Source organism: Kribbella sp. VKM Ac-2566, from assembly GCF_004366005.1.
In the GTDB taxonomy this organism is placed as follows: Bacteria; Actinomycetota; Actinomycetes; order Propionibacteriales; family Kribbellaceae; genus Kribbella; species Kribbella pratensis.
In genome coordinates, this window is record NZ_SODT01000002.1 from 1 (window position 1) to 20,270 (window position 20,270).

General features: G+C 64.2%; 21 protein-coding genes. 16 read left to right on the forward strand and 5 right to left on the reverse strand.

Translation table 11 applies throughout. The features are described 5' to 3' along the window. Positions 1-435 precede the first annotated feature (435 nt). From EV647_RS01530 to EV647_RS01540, 3 genes are read left to right on the forward strand one after another with little or no spacing between them, the layout of a single operon-like run. Positions 436-1,479, forward strand: a complete 1,044-nt coding sequence (locus tag EV647_RS01530) for a sigma-70 family RNA polymerase sigma factor (protein ID WP_238176962.1) — start codon at positions 436-438, stop codon at positions 1,477-1,479. A gap of 21 nt (positions 1,480-1,500) precedes the next feature. Then, positions 1,501-2,727, forward strand: a complete 1,227-nt coding sequence (locus tag EV647_RS01535) for an alpha/beta hydrolase (protein WP_133997241.1) — start codon at positions 1,501-1,503, stop codon at positions 2,725-2,727. Continuing rightward, complete coding sequence (locus EV647_RS01540) at positions 2,724-3,098, forward strand: hypothetical protein (protein WP_133997245.1); 375 nt, start codon at positions 2,724-2,726, stop codon at positions 3,096-3,098. The genes EV647_RS01535 and EV647_RS01540 overlap by 4 nt, the downstream gene beginning before the upstream one ends. 514 nt (positions 3,099-3,612) lie before the next feature. On the opposite strand, the gene EV647_RS01545 is transcribed toward EV647_RS01540, so the two are convergent. Next, entirely contained in the window at positions 3,613-3,933 is a 321-nt protein-coding gene (locus EV647_RS01545; RefSeq protein WP_202876002.1) for a Dabb family protein, read from the reverse strand. Positions 3,934-3,952: 19 nt separating this feature from the next. Between EV647_RS01545 and EV647_RS43575 the strand changes: the two genes are divergently transcribed. Continuing rightward, the gene (locus EV647_RS43575) at positions 3,953-4,255 is read left to right on the forward strand and encodes a TetR/AcrR family transcriptional regulator C-terminal domain-containing protein (protein WP_370342098.1); all 303 of its coding nucleotides are present in this window, start codon (positions 3,953-3,955) and stop codon (positions 4,253-4,255) included. 211 nt (positions 4,256-4,466) lie between these two features. Here the strand turns inward: EV647_RS43575 and EV647_RS01555 are convergent, their stop codons facing one another. Then, entirely contained in the window at positions 4,467-5,441 is a 975-nt protein-coding gene (locus EV647_RS01555) for a hypothetical protein (RefSeq protein WP_133997251.1), read from the reverse strand. A 132-nt stretch (positions 5,442-5,573) separates the two neighbouring features. After that, a complete protein-coding gene (locus EV647_RS01560; RefSeq protein ID WP_133997254.1) occupies positions 5,574-6,026 on the reverse strand; it encodes a hypothetical protein in 453 nt (150 codons plus the stop codon). Between the two features lie 372 nt (positions 6,027-6,398). Here EV647_RS01560 and EV647_RS01565 point away from each other — a divergent pair, with 372 nt between their 5' ends. The 9 genes from EV647_RS01565 to EV647_RS01605 all read left to right on the forward strand — a co-directional run bounded on the left by EV647_RS01565 (position 6,399) and on the right by EV647_RS01605 (position 14,947). After that, positions 6,399-7,388 (forward strand): NAD(P)-dependent oxidoreductase, encoded by a 990-nt coding sequence (locus tag EV647_RS01565; protein ID WP_133997258.1) that lies wholly within the window; start codon positions 6,399-6,401, stop codon positions 7,386-7,388. Continuing rightward, positions 7,385-8,332: an RNA polymerase sigma-70 factor gene (locus tag EV647_RS01570; protein ID WP_238176963.1), complete on the forward strand. Its 948-nt coding sequence runs from the start codon at positions 7,385-7,387 to the stop codon at positions 8,330-8,332. Before EV647_RS01565 ends, EV647_RS01570 begins: the two co-directional genes overlap by 4 nt. Positions 8,333-8,342: 10 nt before the next feature. Next, positions 8,343-9,065: an SDR family oxidoreductase gene (locus EV647_RS01575; RefSeq protein ID WP_133997261.1), complete on the forward strand. Its 723-nt coding sequence runs from the start codon at positions 8,343-8,345 to the stop codon at positions 9,063-9,065. Positions 9,066-9,149: 84 nt separating this feature from the next. Further along, positions 9,150-9,911: a metallophosphoesterase gene (locus EV647_RS01580; protein WP_238176983.1), complete on the forward strand. Its 762-nt coding sequence runs from the start codon at positions 9,150-9,152 to the stop codon at positions 9,909-9,911. A gap of 17 nt (positions 9,912-9,928) precedes the next feature. Then, positions 9,929-10,765, forward strand: a complete 837-nt coding sequence (locus tag EV647_RS01585) for a PhzF family phenazine biosynthesis protein (RefSeq protein ID WP_255517890.1) — start codon at positions 9,929-9,931, stop codon at positions 10,763-10,765. A 182-nt stretch (positions 10,766-10,947) separates the two neighbouring features. After that, positions 10,948-12,156, forward strand: a complete 1,209-nt coding sequence (locus EV647_RS01590) for an MFS transporter (RefSeq protein WP_238176964.1) — start codon at positions 10,948-10,950, stop codon at positions 12,154-12,156. Positions 12,157-12,241: 85 nt separating this feature from the next. Then, the gene (locus EV647_RS01595) at positions 12,242-12,919 is read left to right on the forward strand and encodes a helix-turn-helix domain-containing protein (RefSeq protein WP_133997267.1); all 678 of its coding nucleotides are present in this window, start codon (positions 12,242-12,244) and stop codon (positions 12,917-12,919) included. A 385-nt stretch (positions 12,920-13,304) separates the two neighbouring features. Beyond that, positions 13,305-13,844, forward strand: coding sequence for an alpha/beta hydrolase (locus EV647_RS01600; RefSeq protein ID WP_133997269.1), 540 nt, complete (start codon positions 13,305-13,307; stop codon positions 13,842-13,844). A gap of 302 nt (positions 13,845-14,146) precedes the next feature. Further along, positions 14,147-14,947, forward strand: a complete 801-nt coding sequence (locus EV647_RS01605) for a zinc-binding dehydrogenase (protein WP_166680179.1) — start codon at positions 14,147-14,149, stop codon at positions 14,945-14,947. A 1,214-nt stretch (positions 14,948-16,161) separates the two neighbouring features. Here EV647_RS01605 and EV647_RS42745 read toward each other — a convergent pair. Both EV647_RS42745 and EV647_RS01620 read right to left on the reverse strand, forming a co-directional pair. After that, positions 16,162-16,548, reverse strand: a complete 387-nt coding sequence (locus tag EV647_RS42745) for a hypothetical protein (RefSeq protein ID WP_238176965.1) — start codon at positions 16,546-16,548, stop codon at positions 16,162-16,164. 691 nt (positions 16,549-17,239) lie between these two features. Continuing rightward, entirely contained in the window at positions 17,240-17,449 is a 210-nt protein-coding gene (locus EV647_RS01620) for a hypothetical protein (RefSeq protein ID WP_133997280.1), read from the reverse strand. A gap of 215 nt (positions 17,450-17,664) precedes the next feature. On the opposite strand from EV647_RS01620, the gene EV647_RS01625 reads away from it, so the two are divergent. The 3 genes from EV647_RS01625 to EV647_RS01635 all read left to right on the forward strand — a co-directional run bounded on the left by EV647_RS01625 (position 17,665) and on the right by EV647_RS01635 (position 19,671). Further along, positions 17,665-18,333, forward strand: coding sequence for a hypothetical protein (locus EV647_RS01625; protein WP_133997283.1), 669 nt, complete (start codon positions 17,665-17,667; stop codon positions 18,331-18,333). A gap of 31 nt (positions 18,334-18,364) precedes the next feature. Further along, positions 18,365-18,913, forward strand: coding sequence for a SigE family RNA polymerase sigma factor (locus EV647_RS01630; RefSeq protein ID WP_133997286.1), 549 nt, complete (start codon positions 18,365-18,367; stop codon positions 18,911-18,913). A 311-nt stretch (positions 18,914-19,224) separates the two neighbouring features. Further along, complete coding sequence (locus tag EV647_RS01635; protein WP_133997289.1) at positions 19,225-19,671, forward strand: hypothetical protein; 447 nt, start codon at positions 19,225-19,227, stop codon at positions 19,669-19,671. The last annotated feature ends 599 nt before the right edge of the window (positions 19,672-20,270 follow it).

The window sequence follows — 20,270 nt, forward strand, 5'->3', positions numbered from 1 at the left end:
CCCGCTTCCTCCTGACCTCGCGCTGAGGCCAGCATCTTCCGAAGGGGTCAGTTTTCAGTTGCCGCCTGGGGGTCAGTTTTCACCTGCCGTCGACAGTCACTGGTTGCAAGGCGCCCTGCGCACCCGGAACGTCAGGTGATATCACCTTGACCTGGACGACCGACCTCTCGATCGAGATCGGTGAGTTACGCGATCGCGCCGCGCACCAGCGCGCCGTACACACAAGGCGATTGACCGGTGCTCGACCGTCCCACGATGCGCAGCGCATGGGTGCGTCCAGCTGCTGCGCTGGTCGACTCCGCCACCTGGCCGGTCCAGGCGTCGACGTCGTCACCTGATGACCCACGCGGAGCCAGTCGAGGTCGTACCCCTATAGCTTCAGACACCGAGATTGACCCGAACTGGGCGTCGACCGATGAATTTCGGGACGCTGCGGTGTCTACACAACTGATGGGAACTAGACAGTCAGATCAACAAGCCCCAGTCGATGGGCACACGCTCGATGAAGCGCGGCTGGGTGACGAGGCAGCATTTCGGGCGCTGGTGGAGCCGCACCGGCGCGAGCTACACGCGCACTGCTACCGGATGCTCGGCTCGATCGCCGATGCCGAGGACCTGGTTCAGGAGACGCTGTTGGCCGCGTGGAGAGGGATCGGTCAGTTCGAGGGTCGCGCCACGGTGCGCGCATGGTTGTTTCGCATCGCGACCAACCGATGTCTGAATGCATTACGTGCCGCCTCCCGTAGGCCGCACGAACAGAGCACGGGTCTAGTGGTTCCTGAGCAGACTCGTCGGTTCGAGCCTTCGTGGCTCGAGCCGTATCCCGACGCGTTGCTGGACGAGATACCGGATACGGCTCCCGGTCCGCATGCACGCTACGAGAAGCTCGAGTCGATCAAACTCGCCTTCATCATCGCCTTGCAGCAGTTGCCGCCGCGGCAACGTGCGGTGCTGATCCTGCGCGACGTGCTCGGCTACCGCGCCGCCGAAGTCGCCGACATGCTCGAGACCAGCGAGGCAGCCGTCAACAGCGCACTCAAACGAGCCCGAGCAACCCTCGCTGACCGCACGTCGGAGGAAGGGCGGGAACCGGCTCCGGCGACCGACTCGGCTCGCGAGCAGGAGTTGGCCGGGCACTTCGCGGCGGCGTTGGAACGCGGCGATATCGCGATGCTACTCACCCTGCTCACCGACGACGCGCAACTGTCGATGCCACCGGACCCGATCGTGTACGAGGGCGCGGAGGTGGTCGCGGATTTCATCCGGGAGCGGTGCCCAGGTCGGCTCCGCTTGATTGCGACTCGGGCTAACAGTCAGCCCGCCTTTGCCTGCTACGTCCGCGATCCCCAGGCACCGATCTCCCACGCGTACGGCCTCTTGGTCCTCAGCCTCCACGGTGATCGCATCACGGCCATCACTCGTTTCACCGACAGCGGCGTCCTCGCTTCGTTCGGACTGCCGCGCACCCTACCTGAATAGCTATACGAGAAAGGACTTCGGTTGTCGAACACGGATCAGTTGGGTTTACTGATGGCGCGACTGCGTGACCTCCCGGCAGCGGAAGCGGTGGCCGAGGTGAGGAAGTACTTCGAGGGGCTCGATCGGGATGCTGCGATACAACTCGCCGACGAAAGGCCGGACGAGGTTGGCGAGCTGGACGGAGCCCCGATCGAGCTGCGGTATCGGGCGAACCACCTGCGCTTGACACGCGACCGGAACGAGCTTCTCGCAAAAAGCACGGCTGGGGAACCGTCCGGCCACGATGAACAGCGGCTTCGTACCCTCAACAGGCTGATGACTCCGATCACCGAGCTTGGCACCGATCAGGTGGGACGTCCGATCCCAATTCAACGGGAACGGCAATTTCTTGCTTTGGACAATGATGGTGACGGCAAAGTGGTCGAGGTGTTCGGCGACCTGCGAACCGCACGCAATGTCGCTACGTCGATCAACGGCATCCGCGTCGACGAAGAAGACGTCTTCGCCTATGAAAACTACGTCCAGGCACTACGGACGGAAGCTGGTCCCGAATCTGCCACCATCATGTGGATGGGGTACGACTCCCCCGACGGACTCGACGCCGCAAGCCCGAAGGTGGCCTACGAGGCAGCGGACAAATTCCATCGTTTCTCGGCCGGACTTAACGCCGTGATCCGGCACGACGCGCGAACCACGGCGCTCGGCCACAGTTACGGCAGCCTGGTCACCGCACAGGCTGTGCGGATGGGCGCAGAGTTCGACAACGTGGCCTTCGCGGGCAGCCCGGGTCTGGGCCAGGACATCCGTACCGCCGCCGATCTTGGAGCACCTAACACGCGGTTCTTCGCGGCACGAGCGCCGGGCGACTACGTATCGTACAGTCAGTGGTTCGGGCGCGACCCCGCCGAGATGCCTGGAGTCGTCCGGCTCCAAACAGCCGGCGACGTCTCGGTGCGAGGTCACTTGCAGTACTACAGACCGAACAGCGAATCGTTGCGCAACTTCGGACGGATCGTCCGAAGCGACTACCACGCCATCACCGAGACCGGCACATCCGTCGGTCAGGAGACCAGACTGGCACCAGGCATCTCCTGGGCCGGTCCCCTTCGCCCGATCTCAACCGCTGCCGGCAAAGCATTCGACGGTGTCGCCCGCCTCACCGGGGTGCGACCACCATCCCCCGCTACCACGACGACTTCCCAACGCCGACCATCCGAGCAATGCCGGCAAGAAGGGCCTACGCGATGACACTCGAGCAAGCCCGCGACCTGCTCCGCGACGAACTGCTCGCCGCCGCCTGGGCTGTCGCTCCCGGCGTTGTCACACAGGACTCCGGGCCGATCAACCCTGGCGCGCCGTTCGGTGAACGAGGGCCATCGGTCTGCATTGTCACGGTGGAGACAACCGACCCATCGCAGCGACGTACCGGCGCAGAACTCGTCACCGCAGCCGGTCGGGTCCTGGCCGAACGCGGCTGGTACGTCGGCCAGGCCGAAAACGAGACCGGACACCACCGGATTGCCGTCACCCGCAACGGCTTCGACGTGGCCATCCATGCCTGGGACAACGACTGGAAACTCACCCTCACCGGCCAGACCCCACTGCCAGAAGACGCATAGGCACGGGTCGTTGCAATGTATATCCTCTTCACAACCATCAAGGAGATTCACGCCGAGACACTGCCCGTCACCGAGAGCACGCCGCGCATGCGAGTCGACTAACTCGCTATCTCCATCAACTCCGAGGGCTCCGCACCGCTCATGCGGGGGTCGAACGACCGAGTGCTCCGATGGGTGGGGAGTGACGAACTGCCACGACCTGCGTGGTTGTCACCTCAGCCGGATGCAGCCTGAACGCGAGAAGGACTCTGGCGAACCTTCAGCTGGTAGCAACCCATGCGGGGTCGGATCAAGCTGTCGCCGCGGCCTGACGAGCGTCGCAATGGCTCGTGCAGCGAGGCGAGTCTCGCTGTGACCGTGATGTGCTGGACCCGCCAAGTGCCCCGGGCAACGCGCAGCCAGCCTTCGCTCTCTCCGCGGCGGATCGGCAGGCCCGCGAAAGTCGCGCACATGAGGCGCGCACGCCAAACAATGTCCGCCCTCACGCAGTTACGGCCTCAGTCTTCAAGGCCACCTACACGTCGGCCCCGAAGACTTCGTTGATGCGTCGGCCCCAATCCGGGTATAGCTGTGCCTTACTCAGGTGCAGCTCGTAGGCCCCTTGTCCGACCTCCGAGTCGTCTTCGTCGGTGAACCGGATCGCGCTCAACTTCTCGAACGTGTCGAGGATCTGGTCGTCACCGGCGAGGTGGACCGGGTCGTGGATGTACTGCTCCAGGGCTTCCAGGTCGGGCACCGCCACGAGGTACGAGTGCGTGAAGCCGTCGTCAGCACCGCCGAAGTCGGGACCGACCACGCCAAACGCAACAGAGTCCAGCGATGCGATCCGCCGCATGCACGCGGAGCTAGCAAGCATGCCCGAGCTGCAGGACATCGTGCGAGACCGTGCCACGGACAGAGTGAACGACGCACTCGCGGACCGGCTCGCGCGCCTGGCGGTGGCCGGACGGCTGCGGATCACCGACCCAGCGGTCGCGGCCGAACAGCTGGCCGCGTTGCTGACTGCACCATTGGAGGCGCGCTCTCGCTTTGGCACTCGCAAACTTTCCACAGCCCGAGCTCGCCGACGTCACGCGGAACGCGGTACAGACTTTCCTGCGTGCCTACGGCAACGAGCAGACAGGGCAGCCAGTCGTCAGCGGTCGATAGCGAAGTAGTTCTTCTCCCGGCACCAACCACACAGTCAGCAACAGATCTGGCCACGCAACGCGCGATGGTCGCCGTGAAGTCGCAAGCAAGCCGACGGCTGCACCGCCTCACGAAACGAGTCGGGCCATGGCCAAGCAGGTTGACGTGTCGGCGTCGTTACTCCAGACGGTTGAGCGGTGGGATCGGGTCGAGCTGTGACGCCGTCAGGCGGTCGAGGCATCAGTCCGGCTCGTGAGTAATCGGTGGGGTGGAACGCCGGCCGGACGAGCTGGTCGTAGGCCAGCCATTATCCGCGAGGGTCTTCAGGATCGCGGCGCGGTGCGGGTTGAGTGGAATGGAGATAAGGGCCTTGCCACTTGGACTCCGGAGGCGAAGGTACTGACTGCCGGTTGTGGCGGAGGCGATCGCAGTGCGCTGGACAACCTGGGATATGAGCCGGCCGTACGTCACAGTGACGCGATCCGGCCGGATGCTGAGCGAGATCGCGAGCCGGCGAGATGCTTGAAGCGACCGGGCCACCAGGAGAAATCCGATCACAGCACCTGCACCGCCGACGGCTATGAGCACATCGTTTGAAGGCACGCCACCGACGGCGGCCCCAGTGGCGACGATGGCCACGCAGACGACCAGTACCGCGACGGTCTGGGGCGAGGACCTGATCGGCGTTGTCGATCCGTCGCGAACCTGGATCCGGGTTTCGTCTTCGGAGGGCGGCGATGTCGGGATGGGTCTCGGCGGAGCTGGGAAGGTGCTGTCCGGGGCGATCCAGTGCCAGCCGCTGGCCTCAGTAATACGGCGTACCTCCTCAACGTCGAATCGCGCTAGTGGAATCGTGCCTGTCGACGTCGTTCCGTCCAAATGCAGCACCGGTCGGCTGCCGTCGTCTCGCACCCGCAAGACGCTGTCGGGATTCCGGAGCAACTCCAAGCTCGTTCCAGTTGCGCGGAGGCCGGTGATCCTGTCCGATCGAACCTCTATCCAGTCCGGATGCCGGGTCGCGGATCGGGCGGCCCAGATGTACGCGACCGGAACCAGTAGCAGGGCGCCGACAGCAGAGGCGATCGCCACCCACCACACGCCGTCGAAAGCCTCAAACACGGCGATCGCCACCAGGACCAGCGGTCCGCCGATATGAGCGCGGCGCTCCGCCGGAGTCGGCTTGCGCGCACAGACGATCGACACTTGATCCGCCACCGGCACCTCCGAAGATCTGGTACTCAGACGCTATCTACGAGACAGGGCCGACCGAGCTATACGGCGCGCTGTCCAGCGTCCTCGGCAACGCACTCACTGACTTGCCAGAGCTGCCTCAGATCATCCTGGGCGTCAGGATGGAGGCTGGAACAGTCGATCACCGTACGGGTGTGGGCGGCCGTGCTGCTCTTCCCACATGAGGAGGGCAGCTTGCCACCCGGGCAGGTCGGGCCGGTACTCGCGGATCGTTGCGTTGTCCGGGAGGCGACTGATGAACTCCCAGTAGTCTTCCAGTGCCTCGCGCACCTCATCGATGGTGTATTTGGCCTCACCACTCGCAAGCTCAGGAGTGAACTTGAGATCATCAGCTAACCGGGTAACCGTATAGCCCTCGCCGCTCAGCTCCTCTGCCGACTCAACTTCGTTGGCCACGTCCTCGATGACTGCCAGAGCCGCCAGTGCCCCGGAAGGGGTGTGTCCAACATCCGTCACGATCCAACTGCCGAGGACTTGGTAGCGGTGATCGTCAGCCCAGAAGACGGGTAGACGGAAGCGGTCGTCAAGGGTGTACCTGATGAAGCTCACGATGGCCGCCGTAGTGGTGAGGGGTATTTGTGATCGGACCCTTGGCGCTCCGCCAGCCAGCACTTGACTCGGCTCGCTGAGCAGCTTCGCACGGATCGCGCGATTGGTCCTACGACAAGCGAGCCCTGGAGGCGGGCCCAAGGTGCGCACGAGGCCGATCACCGGATGAGAAGCCTTGACCGGCTGGCATTGGCGCTCCGGAAATCGGACGCTCTGCGCTCAGTTCGAGTAGCTGCCGCTGTCATTACATTACAGATACGAGGCTGTAGTGGGATGAGTGTCCTGGGTGCAGCATCATAAGTGTCACAGCGGGGATGGCTGTCTCGTCTCAGGGGTTGTCAGTGGAAGCCTCGGATGTGCGGAGATAGTGACATGCGTGTTTTCGTAGCGGGAGCTGCTGGTGCGATTGGGCGTCGGCTGGTGCCTCAGTTGGTTGCACATGGTCATCAGGTGACGGCGTCCACGCGTGGGCCAGCGAAGGTGGCGCAGTTGCGCAGGCTGGGTGCCGCAGCGGTGGTCGTGGACGGGCTGGACGCGGCGGCGGTCGGTGAGGCGGTCGGCCGAGCGGAGCCGGATGTGATCGTGCATCAGATGACCGCGTTGGCGGGTACGGCGGATCTGCGGAGGTTCGACAAGTGGTTCGCGACGACGAACAAGCTGCGGACGGCGGGTACCGAGCATCTGCTCGCGGCCGCCGAGGCCGCCGGTGTCACCAGGTTCGTCGCGCAGAGCTACACCGGCTGGTCCAATATCCGTGAGGGTGGACCGGTGAAGACCGAGGAGGACCCGTTCGACCCGGACCCAGCCAAGCATCAGGTCGAGTCGATGAAGGGGCTGCAGTTCCTGGACAGCGTGGTTCCGGCGGCGCCGTTCGAGGGCATCGTGCTGCGGTACGGCAACTTCTATGGCCCGGGTGGGTCGGAGTCGCTGGTCGAGTTGGTGCGTAAGCGTCAGATGCCGATCATCGGTGATGGTGGCGGGGCTTGGTCGTGGATTCACCTGGACGACGCCGCGTCGGCGACGGTGGCGGCTGTTGAGCGGGGAAGGCGTGGGGTCTACAACATCACCGACGACGAGCCGGCCGCGGTCGCCGAATGGTTGCCGTACCTCGCGCAGGTCGTCGGCGCCAAGAAGCCGCTGCGCGTGCCGGTCTGGCTGGGCCGTCTGGCCGCGGGGGAGGTCACCGTCCGCTGGATGACCCAAGGCCGCGGCGCGTCCAACGCCAAGGCCAAACGCGACCTCGACTGGCAACCCAGGTGGAGCACCTGGCGCGACGGATTCCGTGAAGGCCTGACCGACTCCCTGACCAACTCCGGCCAGATGCCCAGAACCGCACCCGGCTCGGCAAGGGAAAAAGCGTGACCCATGCACGCAACAGACCCGGCGACTCGGAGGCGTTCGAGGAGCTGCGTCCGTTGATGTTCTCGATCGCGTATCGGATGCTCGCGAGCGTCGCCGAGGCCGAGGACGTCGTACAGGAGGCGTTTGTCCGTCATCAGCAGGCCCTCGAGCAGGGTGTGGACATTGCCTCACCGAAGGCATACCTGTCCGCCGTGGTCGCCAGGCTGTCCATCGACCTACTCCGGTCGGCGGTGAAGCGACGTGAGACGTACGTCGGCCAATGGCTGCCCGAGCCGCTCCTGACCGACGCCGAGGCGGACCCACAAGTGCAGGCGGAACAGGCCGACTCGCTGTCGATGGCCTTCCTGCTGGTACTTGAACGACTGAATCCGGTCGAGCGTGCGGTCTTCCTGCTCCATGACGTCTTCAGCTATGAGTACGACGAGATCGCGACGATCGTCGGCAAGAGTGAGACGAACTGCCGTCAGCTCGCCGCCCGGGCGCGTCGGCACGTGAAGGCGGAGAAGCCGCGCTTCGAGGCCTCGGCCGAACAGCGTGATGCACTGGCCGGCCGGTTCTTTGCCGCCTTCACCCAGGGCGATGTCGAGGGCCTGATCGGAATGCTCGCCGCGGACGTGGTCGCCTACGGCGATGGTGGTGGCAAGGCGCCGCAGTGGAGCATGCCGGTCGTAGGCGCCGATCGCGTCGCACGGCTTTTCGTCGGCATGAGCCGGGACATCACGAAGTACGGGATCACGGTCGAGCCACACGAGGTGAACGGCCAGCCGGGCGCGATCCTGCGGATGGCGGACGGTCAACTGGTGAACGTTTTCGTGCTCGACATCATCGATGGCGTTGTCCAGACGGTGCGCTCGGTCATCAACCCGGACAAGCTGCGTCATCTCGGAGCGGTGGCTGATGTGCGTGCCATCCGCAGCCGGAACAAGGCTCAGAACGACTCGTAGGAGTTCAGCCATGGCTAAGGGCAAGACCGCGCTAGTGACCGGTGCATCGCGAGGGATCGGCCGGGCGATCGCGATCCGGCTCGCCAGCGACGGCGTACGCGTGGCGGTCGGTTACCTGCGCAACAAGGAGCGCGCCGATGAGGTCGTCGAGACGATCGCGGCTGCGGGCGGGACGGCGGTTGCGGTGCAGGCGGACCTTTCGCGTCCTGGTGAGGTTGTGGCGTTGTTCGACCAGGCCGAGCGGGCGATCGGTGCGCTGGACATCGTCGTTGCGAACGCCGCAGACATCATGGAAAGGCCTTTGGCCGACTGCACTGAGGAGGACTACGACCGCATCTTCGGCACGAACGCGAAAGGCGTGTTCTTCGTCCTGCAGCAGGCCGCGCGGCGCGTGAAGGACGGCGGCCGGATCATCGTCAGCTCAACCGGCGGCACGCGGATGTTCTTCGCGAACCAGTCGCTCTATCTAGGCAGCAAGGGTGCCGTCGAGCAATTCGTCCGGTCACTCGCCGTCGAGCTCGGCGATCGCAACATCACCGTGAACGCGATCTCTCCAGGGCCGACCGACACAGACATGATGCAGGACCAGTATCGCGACACCATCGCGATGATGTCGCCGTTCCGCCGCATCGGCCAGACGGACGACGTCGCGGACGTCGCTGTCTTCCTGGCTGGTCACGACGCCCGATGGATCACCGGCCAGAACATCGCCGCAGGCGGCGGAGTCTTCTGACAGCAGAACGCGAACTCGGAAGGCATGGATGAAGATAGGTTTGCAGGGATCGCTGAACAACCAACCTCAGGAGCTGCTGTGGTGATGTCGGTTGCGGTGCTATCCGATGTCCACGGAGTGCTGCCGGTGCTGCAAGCCGTGCTCGCCGAACCGGACGTGACATCGGCAGACCGCATCGTGTTGACGGGTGACATCGTCGCAGGTCCGCAGCCTGTGGCTGTTCTCGACCGTCTCCTGCAGCTAGGCGACCGGGTCATTATGGTGAGGGGTAACGCGGACAGAGACATCGTGACCCTGGCGACGGGCGACATGGTGGACAGTCCGTTCGACATCGACGTCTGGGCGGCAAAGCAACTCTCGCCTCAGCACATCGATGTTCTGGCAGCCCTCCAACATCCGGTCACTCTGCACATCGACGGGTTCGGGCCGGTCTTGTTCTGCCACGGGTCGCCGCGCGATGACAACGAAGTGGTCCTGGTGGACACCAGGTTGTCGCGCTGGGCGGAAGCCTTCGCCGACGTACCAGACGAGGTGCGCACAATCGTCTGTGGACACACGCACATGCCCTTCATGAGGCTCGTCGATCGGCGACTGGTCATCAACTCCGGAAGCATCGGAATGCCGTACGGTGCTCCGGTCGGCCACTGGGTGCACCTGATGGACGGGAACGTCAGTCTCCGACGCACGGATATGGATGCCGACAGCGTCGTGGAGCAGATCGTTGCTGGCTCGACCTATCCCGACCGCCGCGCCTGGGCCGACGAATACATCAGGGCGGTCACCAGCGACGCCGAAGCCCTCGCCGTATTCGCACCTCGGGACGGCCGATCGGCCGCAGGCTCGTGAGCCCGTCCGTCACTGTAGTGAACGCCTGCCAGCGTGGTTGGGAGGGTGGAAGCCCCACGGCAGTGGTGGTCGACGACACTCCTCTGAGTGATTCCGAGCGTCGCGCGATCCCAATTGCTGCTGGCACCTCGCATGCCGTGTTCATCTCTGCCGAGTCATCTCCGGAGGTCTCGCTTCGCTTCTTTACCGTCGCCGGAGAGCTGCCGGCGTGCGGACACGGCACTGTCGCGGCCCTGGCGGTACTTGCTGAGCGCGCCGGGCAGCCGACGTACGAGGCCACCTTGCGGTCCGGTGGCCGAATGTACCGGGGTCACGCAACCGGCGACCGCGGTAGGTTCCAAGCAGCATTCAATCCTGGCCCCGTCGAGCTGCGCCCCGCTGCAGTTGGGGAGAGCGTGCCGATCATGGATGCCTTGGGCTTTGAAGCCGAGGCGGATCTTTGTGTCGCAGCGCTGGAGCGTCCCCGAGTGCTGGTGCAGCTCCCGGACCGCGAGACACTCGCGAGCTTGAAGCCCGACCTGGATCGCCTCCGCGAGGCCTGTGATCAGCTGCGGTTCGTGGGCTGTTACGTCTACAGCACGCCAGGACCGGATGGTCGCCTCGCAGCTCGCATGTTCGCGCCGTCGATCGGGGTGCCCGAGGACATGGCCAACGCCAACAGCACCGCGTGCCTGGCCGTTCACCTGTTCGGCCGAGGCCTGTCCGTCCTACAGGTAGACATGGGCGATTCCCTGGCCCGGCCCGCCACGATCAGGACAACAATCGGCACCGGACGCCGTGTCTGGGTCGGCGGCTGTGCAACGATTCCTTTCGACGCCGAGAAGGTCCACCTAGGTGACGGTGAAATCAAGTAACAGCGAATGCACGTGCTGCTTGATCGGGACTTCGGAAGCTCCCCCAGCGTCGGGCCCGGTGCGGTCTCACCCTTCTCGTCCTGCAGTTCGCCAAGCTCGCCGGTACAAGGAGTCTGCGGGGGCCTACTTAGGTTGAGGAAATCCTGAGTGATGGCCGGGTCTGTCACGAGAGGAGGCTGCCTGTGGACCTGACGACGTACCGCGATCTTTGGAAGACCCAGGGTGTGATGGCGCTGCTTGCCTCGGCGCTGGTCGCGCGGCTGCCGATGATGGCGGTGATGGTGCCGCTGTCATTCCTGGCAAAGGATGCCGCTGGCAACTTTGGCTGGGCCGGTGTTGTCGCGGGCGCCTACTCGATCGGTACAGCGGTCGCCAGCGTGGCCTGGTCACGAATGGCGGACCGCAGAGGAGCGCGGCGGGTCGTTATTGGTACCGGCACGGCCTGGGGGGTGCTGACGGCGGTGGTGGCCTTGTTACCGGACAGCTGGTTTCGGCTGCTCCCGGCCCTGGCGGCCCTGGTGGGTCTGTTTGTCCCGCCGATCATGCAGGCGCTGCGGGCCAGCTGGCCAACACTCGTGCAAGGCGCTCGCCTGAGTGCGGTCTATGCGCTGGACGCGACCGCGCAGGAGTTGCTCTTTCTGGTCGGCCCACTGCTCGGTGCACTTGCTGTCAGCTTCGCCAGTCCGCGGATCGGCTTGTTGACATGTGCGGTGACTGCCGCTGTGGCCATCTGGTGGTTCGGTCTCAAGCAGCGGCCGCGGACGTCGTCCGCCGGTAGCAGCGAGCCCCGACCGACCGCGCGACAGCTGGTGGTCCACCAGTACCGGCTGCCGCTCCTGCTCACCTTCACCTGCCTCGCCATGGGGTTCGCGTCGTTGTCGCTCGGGATGGTCGCGTTCGCCGAGCAACACGGCAACCGCTTGATCGCCGGAGTGCTGGAGACGGTGGTGGCCTTCGGCAGCCTGAGCGGCGGTCTGGTCAGCGGCGCGCTGCCAGGTCGCCGAAATTCCTACGTATGGCGCCGGACACTCCTGCTGGGGGTGCTGGTCACCGGCTGCGTGTTCGCCACATTCTCGGTGGTCGCGCTGGCGGTGACGCTGTTCGCGTTCGGCTGCATGATCGCACCGACGGTTGGCGCGATCTCCGAGCGGGTCGGTGTGCTGACGCCGTCATCAGCGCGGACCGAGGTTTTCGGCTGGATGCTAAGCGGCGGGATGGTCGGGTCCGCGGTCGGATCGGCGACCGCCGGCGCGCTGGTCGAGGCCTTCGGTGTCCCCGCCGCGTGGGCCCTGATGGCGGGGCTGACCGTGCTGGCGACCCTGACCTTGCTCCGCGTGCCGCCACACCGGCCGGCCGGACCCAGCGAGCGAGACGTTGCCGCTCCCGCGTAGAGAACCCGTGGCTCCCTGCGCTAGGCAATGTTCACATCGGCACCGCGCACCGCGAATCGACCGGGCGCCTCAGTACCCTGGAGCGATGAACGGGTATGGGCAGTTCTGTGCGGTCGCACGCGCACTGGATGTGGTCGGCGAGCGGTGGACCTTGCTGATCGTTCGCGAGATGCTCTCCGGGCCGGTCACATTCGGCGACATCCGTCGCGGCATCCCTCGCATCCCACCTGCCACGCTGACCAGCCGATTGCGCTCACTTCGCACCGCTGGCATCGTCGACTTATCCGACCGGCGGTACCAGCTCACTGAATCCGGGCTGACCCTCGCTCCAGTGGTCCGCGAGCTGGCCCGCTGGGCGATGACAACAGAGAGCGCTGCCTTGTCCGATGATGATCTCGACACCGCGGCACTCACGTGGGACATGCAACGTAGAGTCGATGTCGACGCTCTGCCCGAGCGTACCGTGGTCCTCGCCTTTGAGTTCACCGACCGATCGCCTGCTGACCGCTACTTCTGGCTGCATCTATCTAAGGCAGACGTCAACCTGTGTCGGGAGGACACCGGAGCGCCGGTGAGCCTCTGGCTCAGGGCACCGACCGCCGAGGTTACCCGTTGGTGGCTCGGCGATCTGACCTGGTCACAGCTACAGAAGCACCCCGGCGTCACAGTCCACGGCGACCGCGCCCTGCAACGGCAAATACAACGCTGGTTTCTTCGGTACGCGTTCAATCGGAGCGCTCTAGCGCGGATGCCTTCTGCTTAGTGGAGGGACATGGTTCAAGATTTGAACTAGCCTCCCCCGCTGCTCTGACCGGACGATGAATACGTCGGCGTTACTGATTCGTCGACGGACCGGTATCGCACGTCCAAACGAGGACGGAGAAGCAGAGCTCGATGAACACCTCGCCCACTCTGGTGCACCGAGGCGGTTGGCGCCTGGACGCCTCGCCATTCGACAGGCCCCATCGGCGGGGTCCGGACGGTAGCCATCTGGAGCTCGAGCAACCTATTCGACTGACTCAGCTCGCCAACTGGACCGGCGACGGCCGAGTTGATCGTGTGCACCGACTGTGCGTAGGTACTGACCGAGCTAGCTGATAGAGGCGCGGAATAGTGCGCAAGATTCGACCTGGGGAGTCGGGGATTTGATGCGGTTCGTGATGGTGCCCGGAATCGGCAACTCGGATAGCGGACACTGGCAGAGCATCTGGCAGGCCAGGTGGGGTCGTAACGCGTCCAGGATCAAGCCAAGCTCCTGGACCGAGCCCGATCTGGATGATTGGTGCGCTGCCATCGAGCGAGAGGTGCGAGGCGAGAAGGACGTAACACTCGTCGCCCACAGCCTCGGCTGCCTCGCAGCAGCTCACTGGATCGCGACGAACATGCAGGAACCCATCTGCGGCGCCCTGCTAGTGACACCACCTGATCGTCAGGCTCACTCGTTCCCGGCTGTGGCGTCAACCTTCGTCGCCGTCGACGACGGACCGATCAACATCCCAGGTCTCATCGTCTCCTCCGACGACGATCCCTACTGCACCCCTGATGCGGCCAGGGAGATGGCGCGGCACTGGGAGTTGCCCACCGTCAGCGTCGGCGCACTTGGTCATCTCAATTCCGAGAGTGGAGTGGGCGAGTGGATTCAGGGCCAGACTGCGCTCCGCGTGTTTCTCGCTTTGGCTACGAGATGAAGAATGACGCAGTCTGAGCCAGCACAGAATCTCATTCAAACGGCGTCGGCGGAAATTTAATGTTCGAGCATGGAGGACAGTATGCCCCGTGTCATACGGTTCGATGAATATGGTCCACCCGAGGTTCTGCGGGTGGAAGAGGAGCCTGAGCGCGAGCCAATGCCCAATGAGGTCCGACTCAGGGCCGAGGCCCTTGGGTTAATGGCTGCCGATCGACTGTTTCGCGCCGGGACGTACCCAGAGGCCGCTACGCTGCCAGGTGCAGGTCTGGGCTATGAGGTGTGTGTGGCGTCGTAGATGCTGTGGGCGCCAGCGTTCGGAATATCAAGCCAGGGGAACGTGTAAGCAGCTTCACGAACTTCTCTCTCAATGACTACTGCACTCATGCAGAAAGCGTCGTTCTGCCCGAGCGCAGTGTCACCAAGACACCACCAAATCTCACGCCTGAGCAGGGTGCAAGCTTTTGGAGCGCTTACCTGACAGCGTATTGCGGGGTAGTCGAACTGGGCCGACTGGAACCAAGTTCGGTAGTCCTAGCGACGGCCGGAACTAGTTCGGTCGGCACGGCTGCGATACAGGTCGTTAAGGCGCTGGGGGCGACGGTTATCACGACAACGCGATCGCGAGAGCACCGCGAGCGGCTTGAGAGCATTGGTGCCGACCACGTCGTAGTGCTGGCAGACGAGGATCTTCGCGACGCGATTCCCGATATCACGGGCGGACGAGGGGTCGACATCGTTTTTGACGCCGTCGGCGGGGCGCAGTTTGGGAATTTCGGGGCCATAGCTGCGGTCGGAGGCAGCCTCATCGCCTATGGAGTCCTCTCCAATGAGCTACCCGTCGTGCCCGTCGCCGAGATCATGGCAAAGAACCTCTCTATCGACGTCTACACGCTCTTCACTCACACTGGTAATCGGCACTTCAACGCGGAGGGTCAACCAGAAGTAGTCGAGCGCGCCCAACGGTTCATCCTCGACGGGATCGCCCTCGGCCACCTTGAACCGCAAGTGGCTACGTTATTTGAAGGGTTCGATCGATACATCAATGCCACGATGTTTATAGAGAAGGGATGGAGCACAGGAAAGGTAGTAGTCCGGTTGTGAGGGAGTCCGAACGTCGGAATCCATTCCTGGACAGTGGGGCGCGTGGCGTCACGCGTTGATTACCGGATGCGCCGCGGATGCGCCGGCGATATCCCCTCGCGACGCGCAGCGCAAACTCACAGTCTGTCGCGAACCGCCGCTCGCGGCGCTTAGCCGCCGCTCGAGGACGTGCTTAGCTCGATCCGGACTGCTCGCTAGAGCCCCGTTCCAGATGTTCATACTCGATATACACCGGGACGATCTTGGCGGTAATTCTCGCAATGGAGGTGAATCATGAATGATCGCATACGGGTGAGCTGGGGCTGGCGGTTGAAGTGGCTTATGGATGACGTGCGGGAGCACTCGCGGTTGGTGTGGCGGCTCTACGTCAGCCGTATGTACTCCTGGAACAGGCGATGATTGTCATTACGCACGTGAGCTGATGCCATCTCCCACAGCCTGAGCGCCCAGCTCATCGGCCATATCAGGTTCCCGAAGGTCGCGATCGCCACTCACAGAAGCCGTCAGCATCAACGTTTGCCAGCTCGAGGCGGAATTGCGCGGGACGGGCGAGTGAACCGCATGCGCGTGCTCTGTTGGCGGCGATGAACGGCCGCACTGACAAGGCGGAACTCGGATCGATCGGTCCAAATAGATAGCGGCACGGCACCGTGCCCCAGAACCAAGAGGCTGACATATGATCGCTCTGCTGACGCTCGTCGTACTGATCGGCTGGGCGCTCAACCGCAATCACCGACGCCAGGCTTGGCCATCCAGACCGGGCATTGCGCCGAGCGACACGGCCGATCGCGACGCGGAACGCCTGGCCGACGACCTGCGTGCCGGGGACCGGCAACGCCAGGAACGCCCGCCTGACTTGCTGTCGTGGTTCTTTCGCGAGTCGATCAATTGGACGTCGAGACGCCGTGCTGCCGTCCGGCGAGCCAGAGCTCATACCAACTCTGGTCGAGTTTCGACTCGTCGTACGAGGACCGATCGGAGCTAGGGACACAGCGATGAGTTTGCGTTGCCCAGTGTCTGCAGAATGATGGGCCGAGACATGCGGGTGAAGGAGCGCGCAGGAGCCGACATCCTCGGGGCGGCGACATCCAACCGCGCGGTGTGCGCACGGTCCGCGATGTTGTCTAGCGGGCGCGACACTGCTGTAAGCCCGTCACACAAGACAACGAGTCCTTCGCAGAGCGCGGTCAGGCCCCAGGAGCGACCCGCAACATTCACACCCTGGCCGAGAAACTCGGAAGGTAGTCAGACTGATCGCTTCTCAGATGCTTCGGCCGGGACTGTGCGGTCAGTCTCCAGATCGAAGCTTGAACGACCTCGCGCGTCAGCAAGCCGGCCTGAAGCATCGGAAGCTCCTCAAGCACCTGGCGAGCCGTCTGTTGTATGTCCGCGACCTCCAGCATGAGCACAGCTCCCAGCTTGTCGGCGCGGTGGTAGAACTCGCGAACGGCACCGGTCGCGTAGTGGGCCCAAACATAACGCGCTTCTGCACGCCGCAGTGGCGCGAGCCGGGCCGGCTGGAGTACTAGTTGCCATTCGGAGGTACGAGATTGGAGGACCTGGTCACCCAGACAGCAGCCATCGTCATGCCAGAGCAACATCCAAACAAGTTCAAGTCTTGAACCACCGCCGTTCCACGTTGCGTCTGGCAGGGATGACTGGCAACAAGGGTAGGCGTCTCGCGGATCGTTCCTGGGTCCCGTCAGACACCAACCACCGCTCCCCCGGCCCACCGTTCCGCGCTCCGCTCCAGGCCAGGTAGTCCGTGTTACGACGTCGACTAGTGCCGTCGCCAGAAACGTTGAGGTTGTTTGCGGTGCCAGGCTGTCGCCGGGTGGGGTTGGCCGGCTCTGGTGCGTGTGTGGATGGTCGACGGTTTCCAAGATGTTGCCGGTCCTGGTCTGATCTGCAGCCGGACAGAAGCTGTTAGGCGGCCCGGGTAGTGCACTGAGTGTCAACGTGTGCGTGCGTACAGCGTCTCACTGGTGCACTACCCGTCCAGTTGCAGATCACCGCCTTCGAACAGCCGCTCGCGCGGCGTGAGTTGGTTTGGACCCGAACGTTCCTTGGAGAGGCACTAGTTTGCTGCCGGCCGTTACCAGCCAGCTCCTTCGTCGGGGGATCACTTCGTTCAGAGCGCGTTTTCAGTTGGTCGGCGAGCTGGACGGCCTCGATATCCGGTACGCCGGTCATGACTGCCTCGTCCTTCAGGTGATCCCACACCGTCCAATCGTCGGCGGTTCCGCTCGAGTACGCGGTGAAGATCATCGGCTCGTTCGTGTCGTTCAGCCCCTACGCAATCACAGCAGATTCGTAGTCCCACATCATGCCGATGATGCGGCTTTCGGGCAGCTCGGTGCGCAGAAACGTCCTCTCGTAATGCCGCCCAGGCTCGGGCTCGATGACGTTCTCCGCTGGGAAATCGAACCCGTTGTCGAGACATCGGAAGCCGACGAGTCGGGGCGACGCGGCTCTGATCGACAGTGTCTGATCGGTGCGCAAGAGAAAGGGGTGGTGCCGGGGCCAGGTCGGCGGGCGCGATGTGGCTGCAGTGCAGCGCATGCAACCCGGTGTCGGGGTTTGGGAGTACCTACGGGTGGACGTTGTCCATGAGGCAGATCCCTTTCGAGATGCCGCGGTCAGCGGGCAGTCGTCCCCGATGACCGATTTGCTGCACGGCATGGTGCCGGACAGTACAACGTGAAGGAGATAAGCACGTGATTCTCGGTTTCGCACGGAAGGCCGCCATGACGGGTGCGGCAGTCGCTACGCTTGGTGGTGTCGCGTTCGCCGCCTCTGCGTTCGCAGCAACGATCACACATCACGAGCCGGCGGTCACTGCTGGTGTGCAGCCTGCCAGTTTGGCCGGCCAGACCGCCCCGTCGAGCGTCGTCTCCCGGGTCATCAGCAAGGGGATGGTGGATGGACGGGGGTGGTCGGTGGCGTTGGAGTTCTACCCGACATTCCCGAACGGATACGTGATCCCGGCCAAGGCCAAGCCACTGTCCGCGAACAAGTCGTCGTTGGTGTGCCAGCGAATGATGATCGGAGGTGTGCGCATCGACCACCAGGGCGGCCCTTGGGCTGACTGCTCCTTGGTTGCCGGCGCCCATGACCCGAGCCGCGCCGGAGAGGCCGGACTGTGGGGCCTGCAGGACAAGGGAACCAGCGGCTCCCGGCTGTTCGTAGCCAACGTCGAAACCAGAGTCGCGTACGGCGTGGTGAACCTGTCCGACGGCAGCCACCTCAAGGCCACCGCGACCACCGTCCCCGGCACCAGCTACCGAGCCTTCGCGGTGGCCATCCCCACCGCCAAGACCATCACCACCATCGACACCTACAACACCCAGCACCAGCACCTCACCCACGACACCAACTGGCACTAACCCACCACCACGAAGGACGGACGGCACTGCCGTGCTCCACGCGCCATCCGACTCGCTCGAAGAGCCGGACCTCACGTTCACTCGTTTCGTCGCTGCCCGTTGGCGGGCGCTGACCCACACCGCGTATCTGCTGACCGGGGATTTCCACGAGGCGGAAGACCTGGTGCAGACGACGCTGGCCCGGGTCTATCCGCACTGGCGGCGGCTACGGATGGACACCGTGGAGCACTACGTGCGGAGGGCGCTGGTAAACACCAACCGCAGCCGGCATCGCCGCCGCAGGGTCGTCGAATTCCTCCTGCCCGTCTTGCCTGACACCCGTCCCGCCCACGAGGACGGGACGGGTGTTGAGGGTATCGGTGAACACGATGTCCTCGCTCTGGCGCTCAGCCAGTTGCCCCAACGCCAGCGCGCGGTTGTCGTACTGCGGTACTGCGAGGACTTGTCCCTTGAGGAGGTCGCCGACATCCTCGGCTGCTCGGTCGGCACTGTGAAAAGCCAGGCATCGCGTGCCTTGAGCAAACTACGCACGCACCCGGACCTCGCCCACCATTCTGTTCGCCTTGGAGATCCCCGATGACTTTCGAACACGACCCAGACGACGACTGGTTGCGCGTTGCCGTCGAGCGTTCACATGAACTACACGCCCCGTCGCCAGCCCCGATCGACCAGATCCTGACCGCTGGGCACGCTCGCAAGAGGCGGCGCAACACGACAATGATGGCCGCTGTTGCGGCAGTCGTAGCAGTTGTCGGCATCGGGACACTACCGTCCTGGTTGAGCCATTCCACGGGCTCCGGTCAGTTCGCCCCTGCCGCAAGCCCTTCTCAGCAGAGCACTTCGATCGATGCCACCGTGGCTCACGGCGTGGTGGATGGACGGGGGTGGTCGGTGGCGTTGGAGTTCTACCCGACATTCCCGAACGGATACGTGATCCCGGCCAAGGCCAAGCCACTGTCCGCGAACAAGTCGTCGTTGGTGTGCCAGCGAATGATGATCGGAGGTGTGCGCATCGACCACCAGGGCGGCCCTTGGGCTGACTGCTCCTTGGTTGCCGGCGCCCATGACCCGAGCCGCGCCGGAGAGGCCGGACTGTGGGGCCTGCAGGACAAGGGAACCAGCGGCTCCCGGCTGTTCGTAGCCAACGTCGAAACCAGAGTCGCGTACGGCGTGGTGAACCTGTCCGACGGCAGCCACCTCAAGGCCACCGCGACCACCGTCCCCGGCACCAGCTACCGAGCCTTCGCGGTGGCCATCCCCACCGCCAAGACCATCACCACCATCGACACCTACAACACCCAGCACCAGCACCTCACCCACGACACCAACTGGCACTAACCCACCACCACGAAGGACCTACACCGAACCATCCCGGTCGGTTGCACCTGCGGCGCCTCACCCACATTGTGCGATGGCGAGCATCCAGAACCCGATGCGAGGTCACTGATTGCCAGCGTGCTGTCACGCGTCGAGTCGCGGCGCCTGGCCCGACCTGAGCCAGATACACCTCTAGCTTCCCAGCCTGACGGGCTCGCACATGCTCGCGTCCTAGAGGCGGTGACCCGTGCTGCGATAGGGCGTCAAGACGTCCAGGTCGGTATCCAATCAGGCGATGCCATCGATGCCCAGAGGAGACTCCGGGGCGGTCGACCTCATCAAGAATGCGGGCCGCGACGTCTCGGAAGCCTCGGCCCAGCAGGGCGTATTCGAGATGGGTCACGGGTGCCGTATTCGATGCAGGTACGGCTTGAGGTGATGTCCTTCGGCGGCGATCCACACCTCTCGCGCGGGCCCAACCCGCCTGATCTCGCCGCGAATCAGGTGATCGAGCCGCTCCCCAGGGCCCGGATCTCGGGCTCGTCGTGGGCGGCGTGCGGTGGGTCGAGGTGGGTCACCTAGCTCGCTGCGAGCGGACGGCCAACGACGCAATCCGGAGG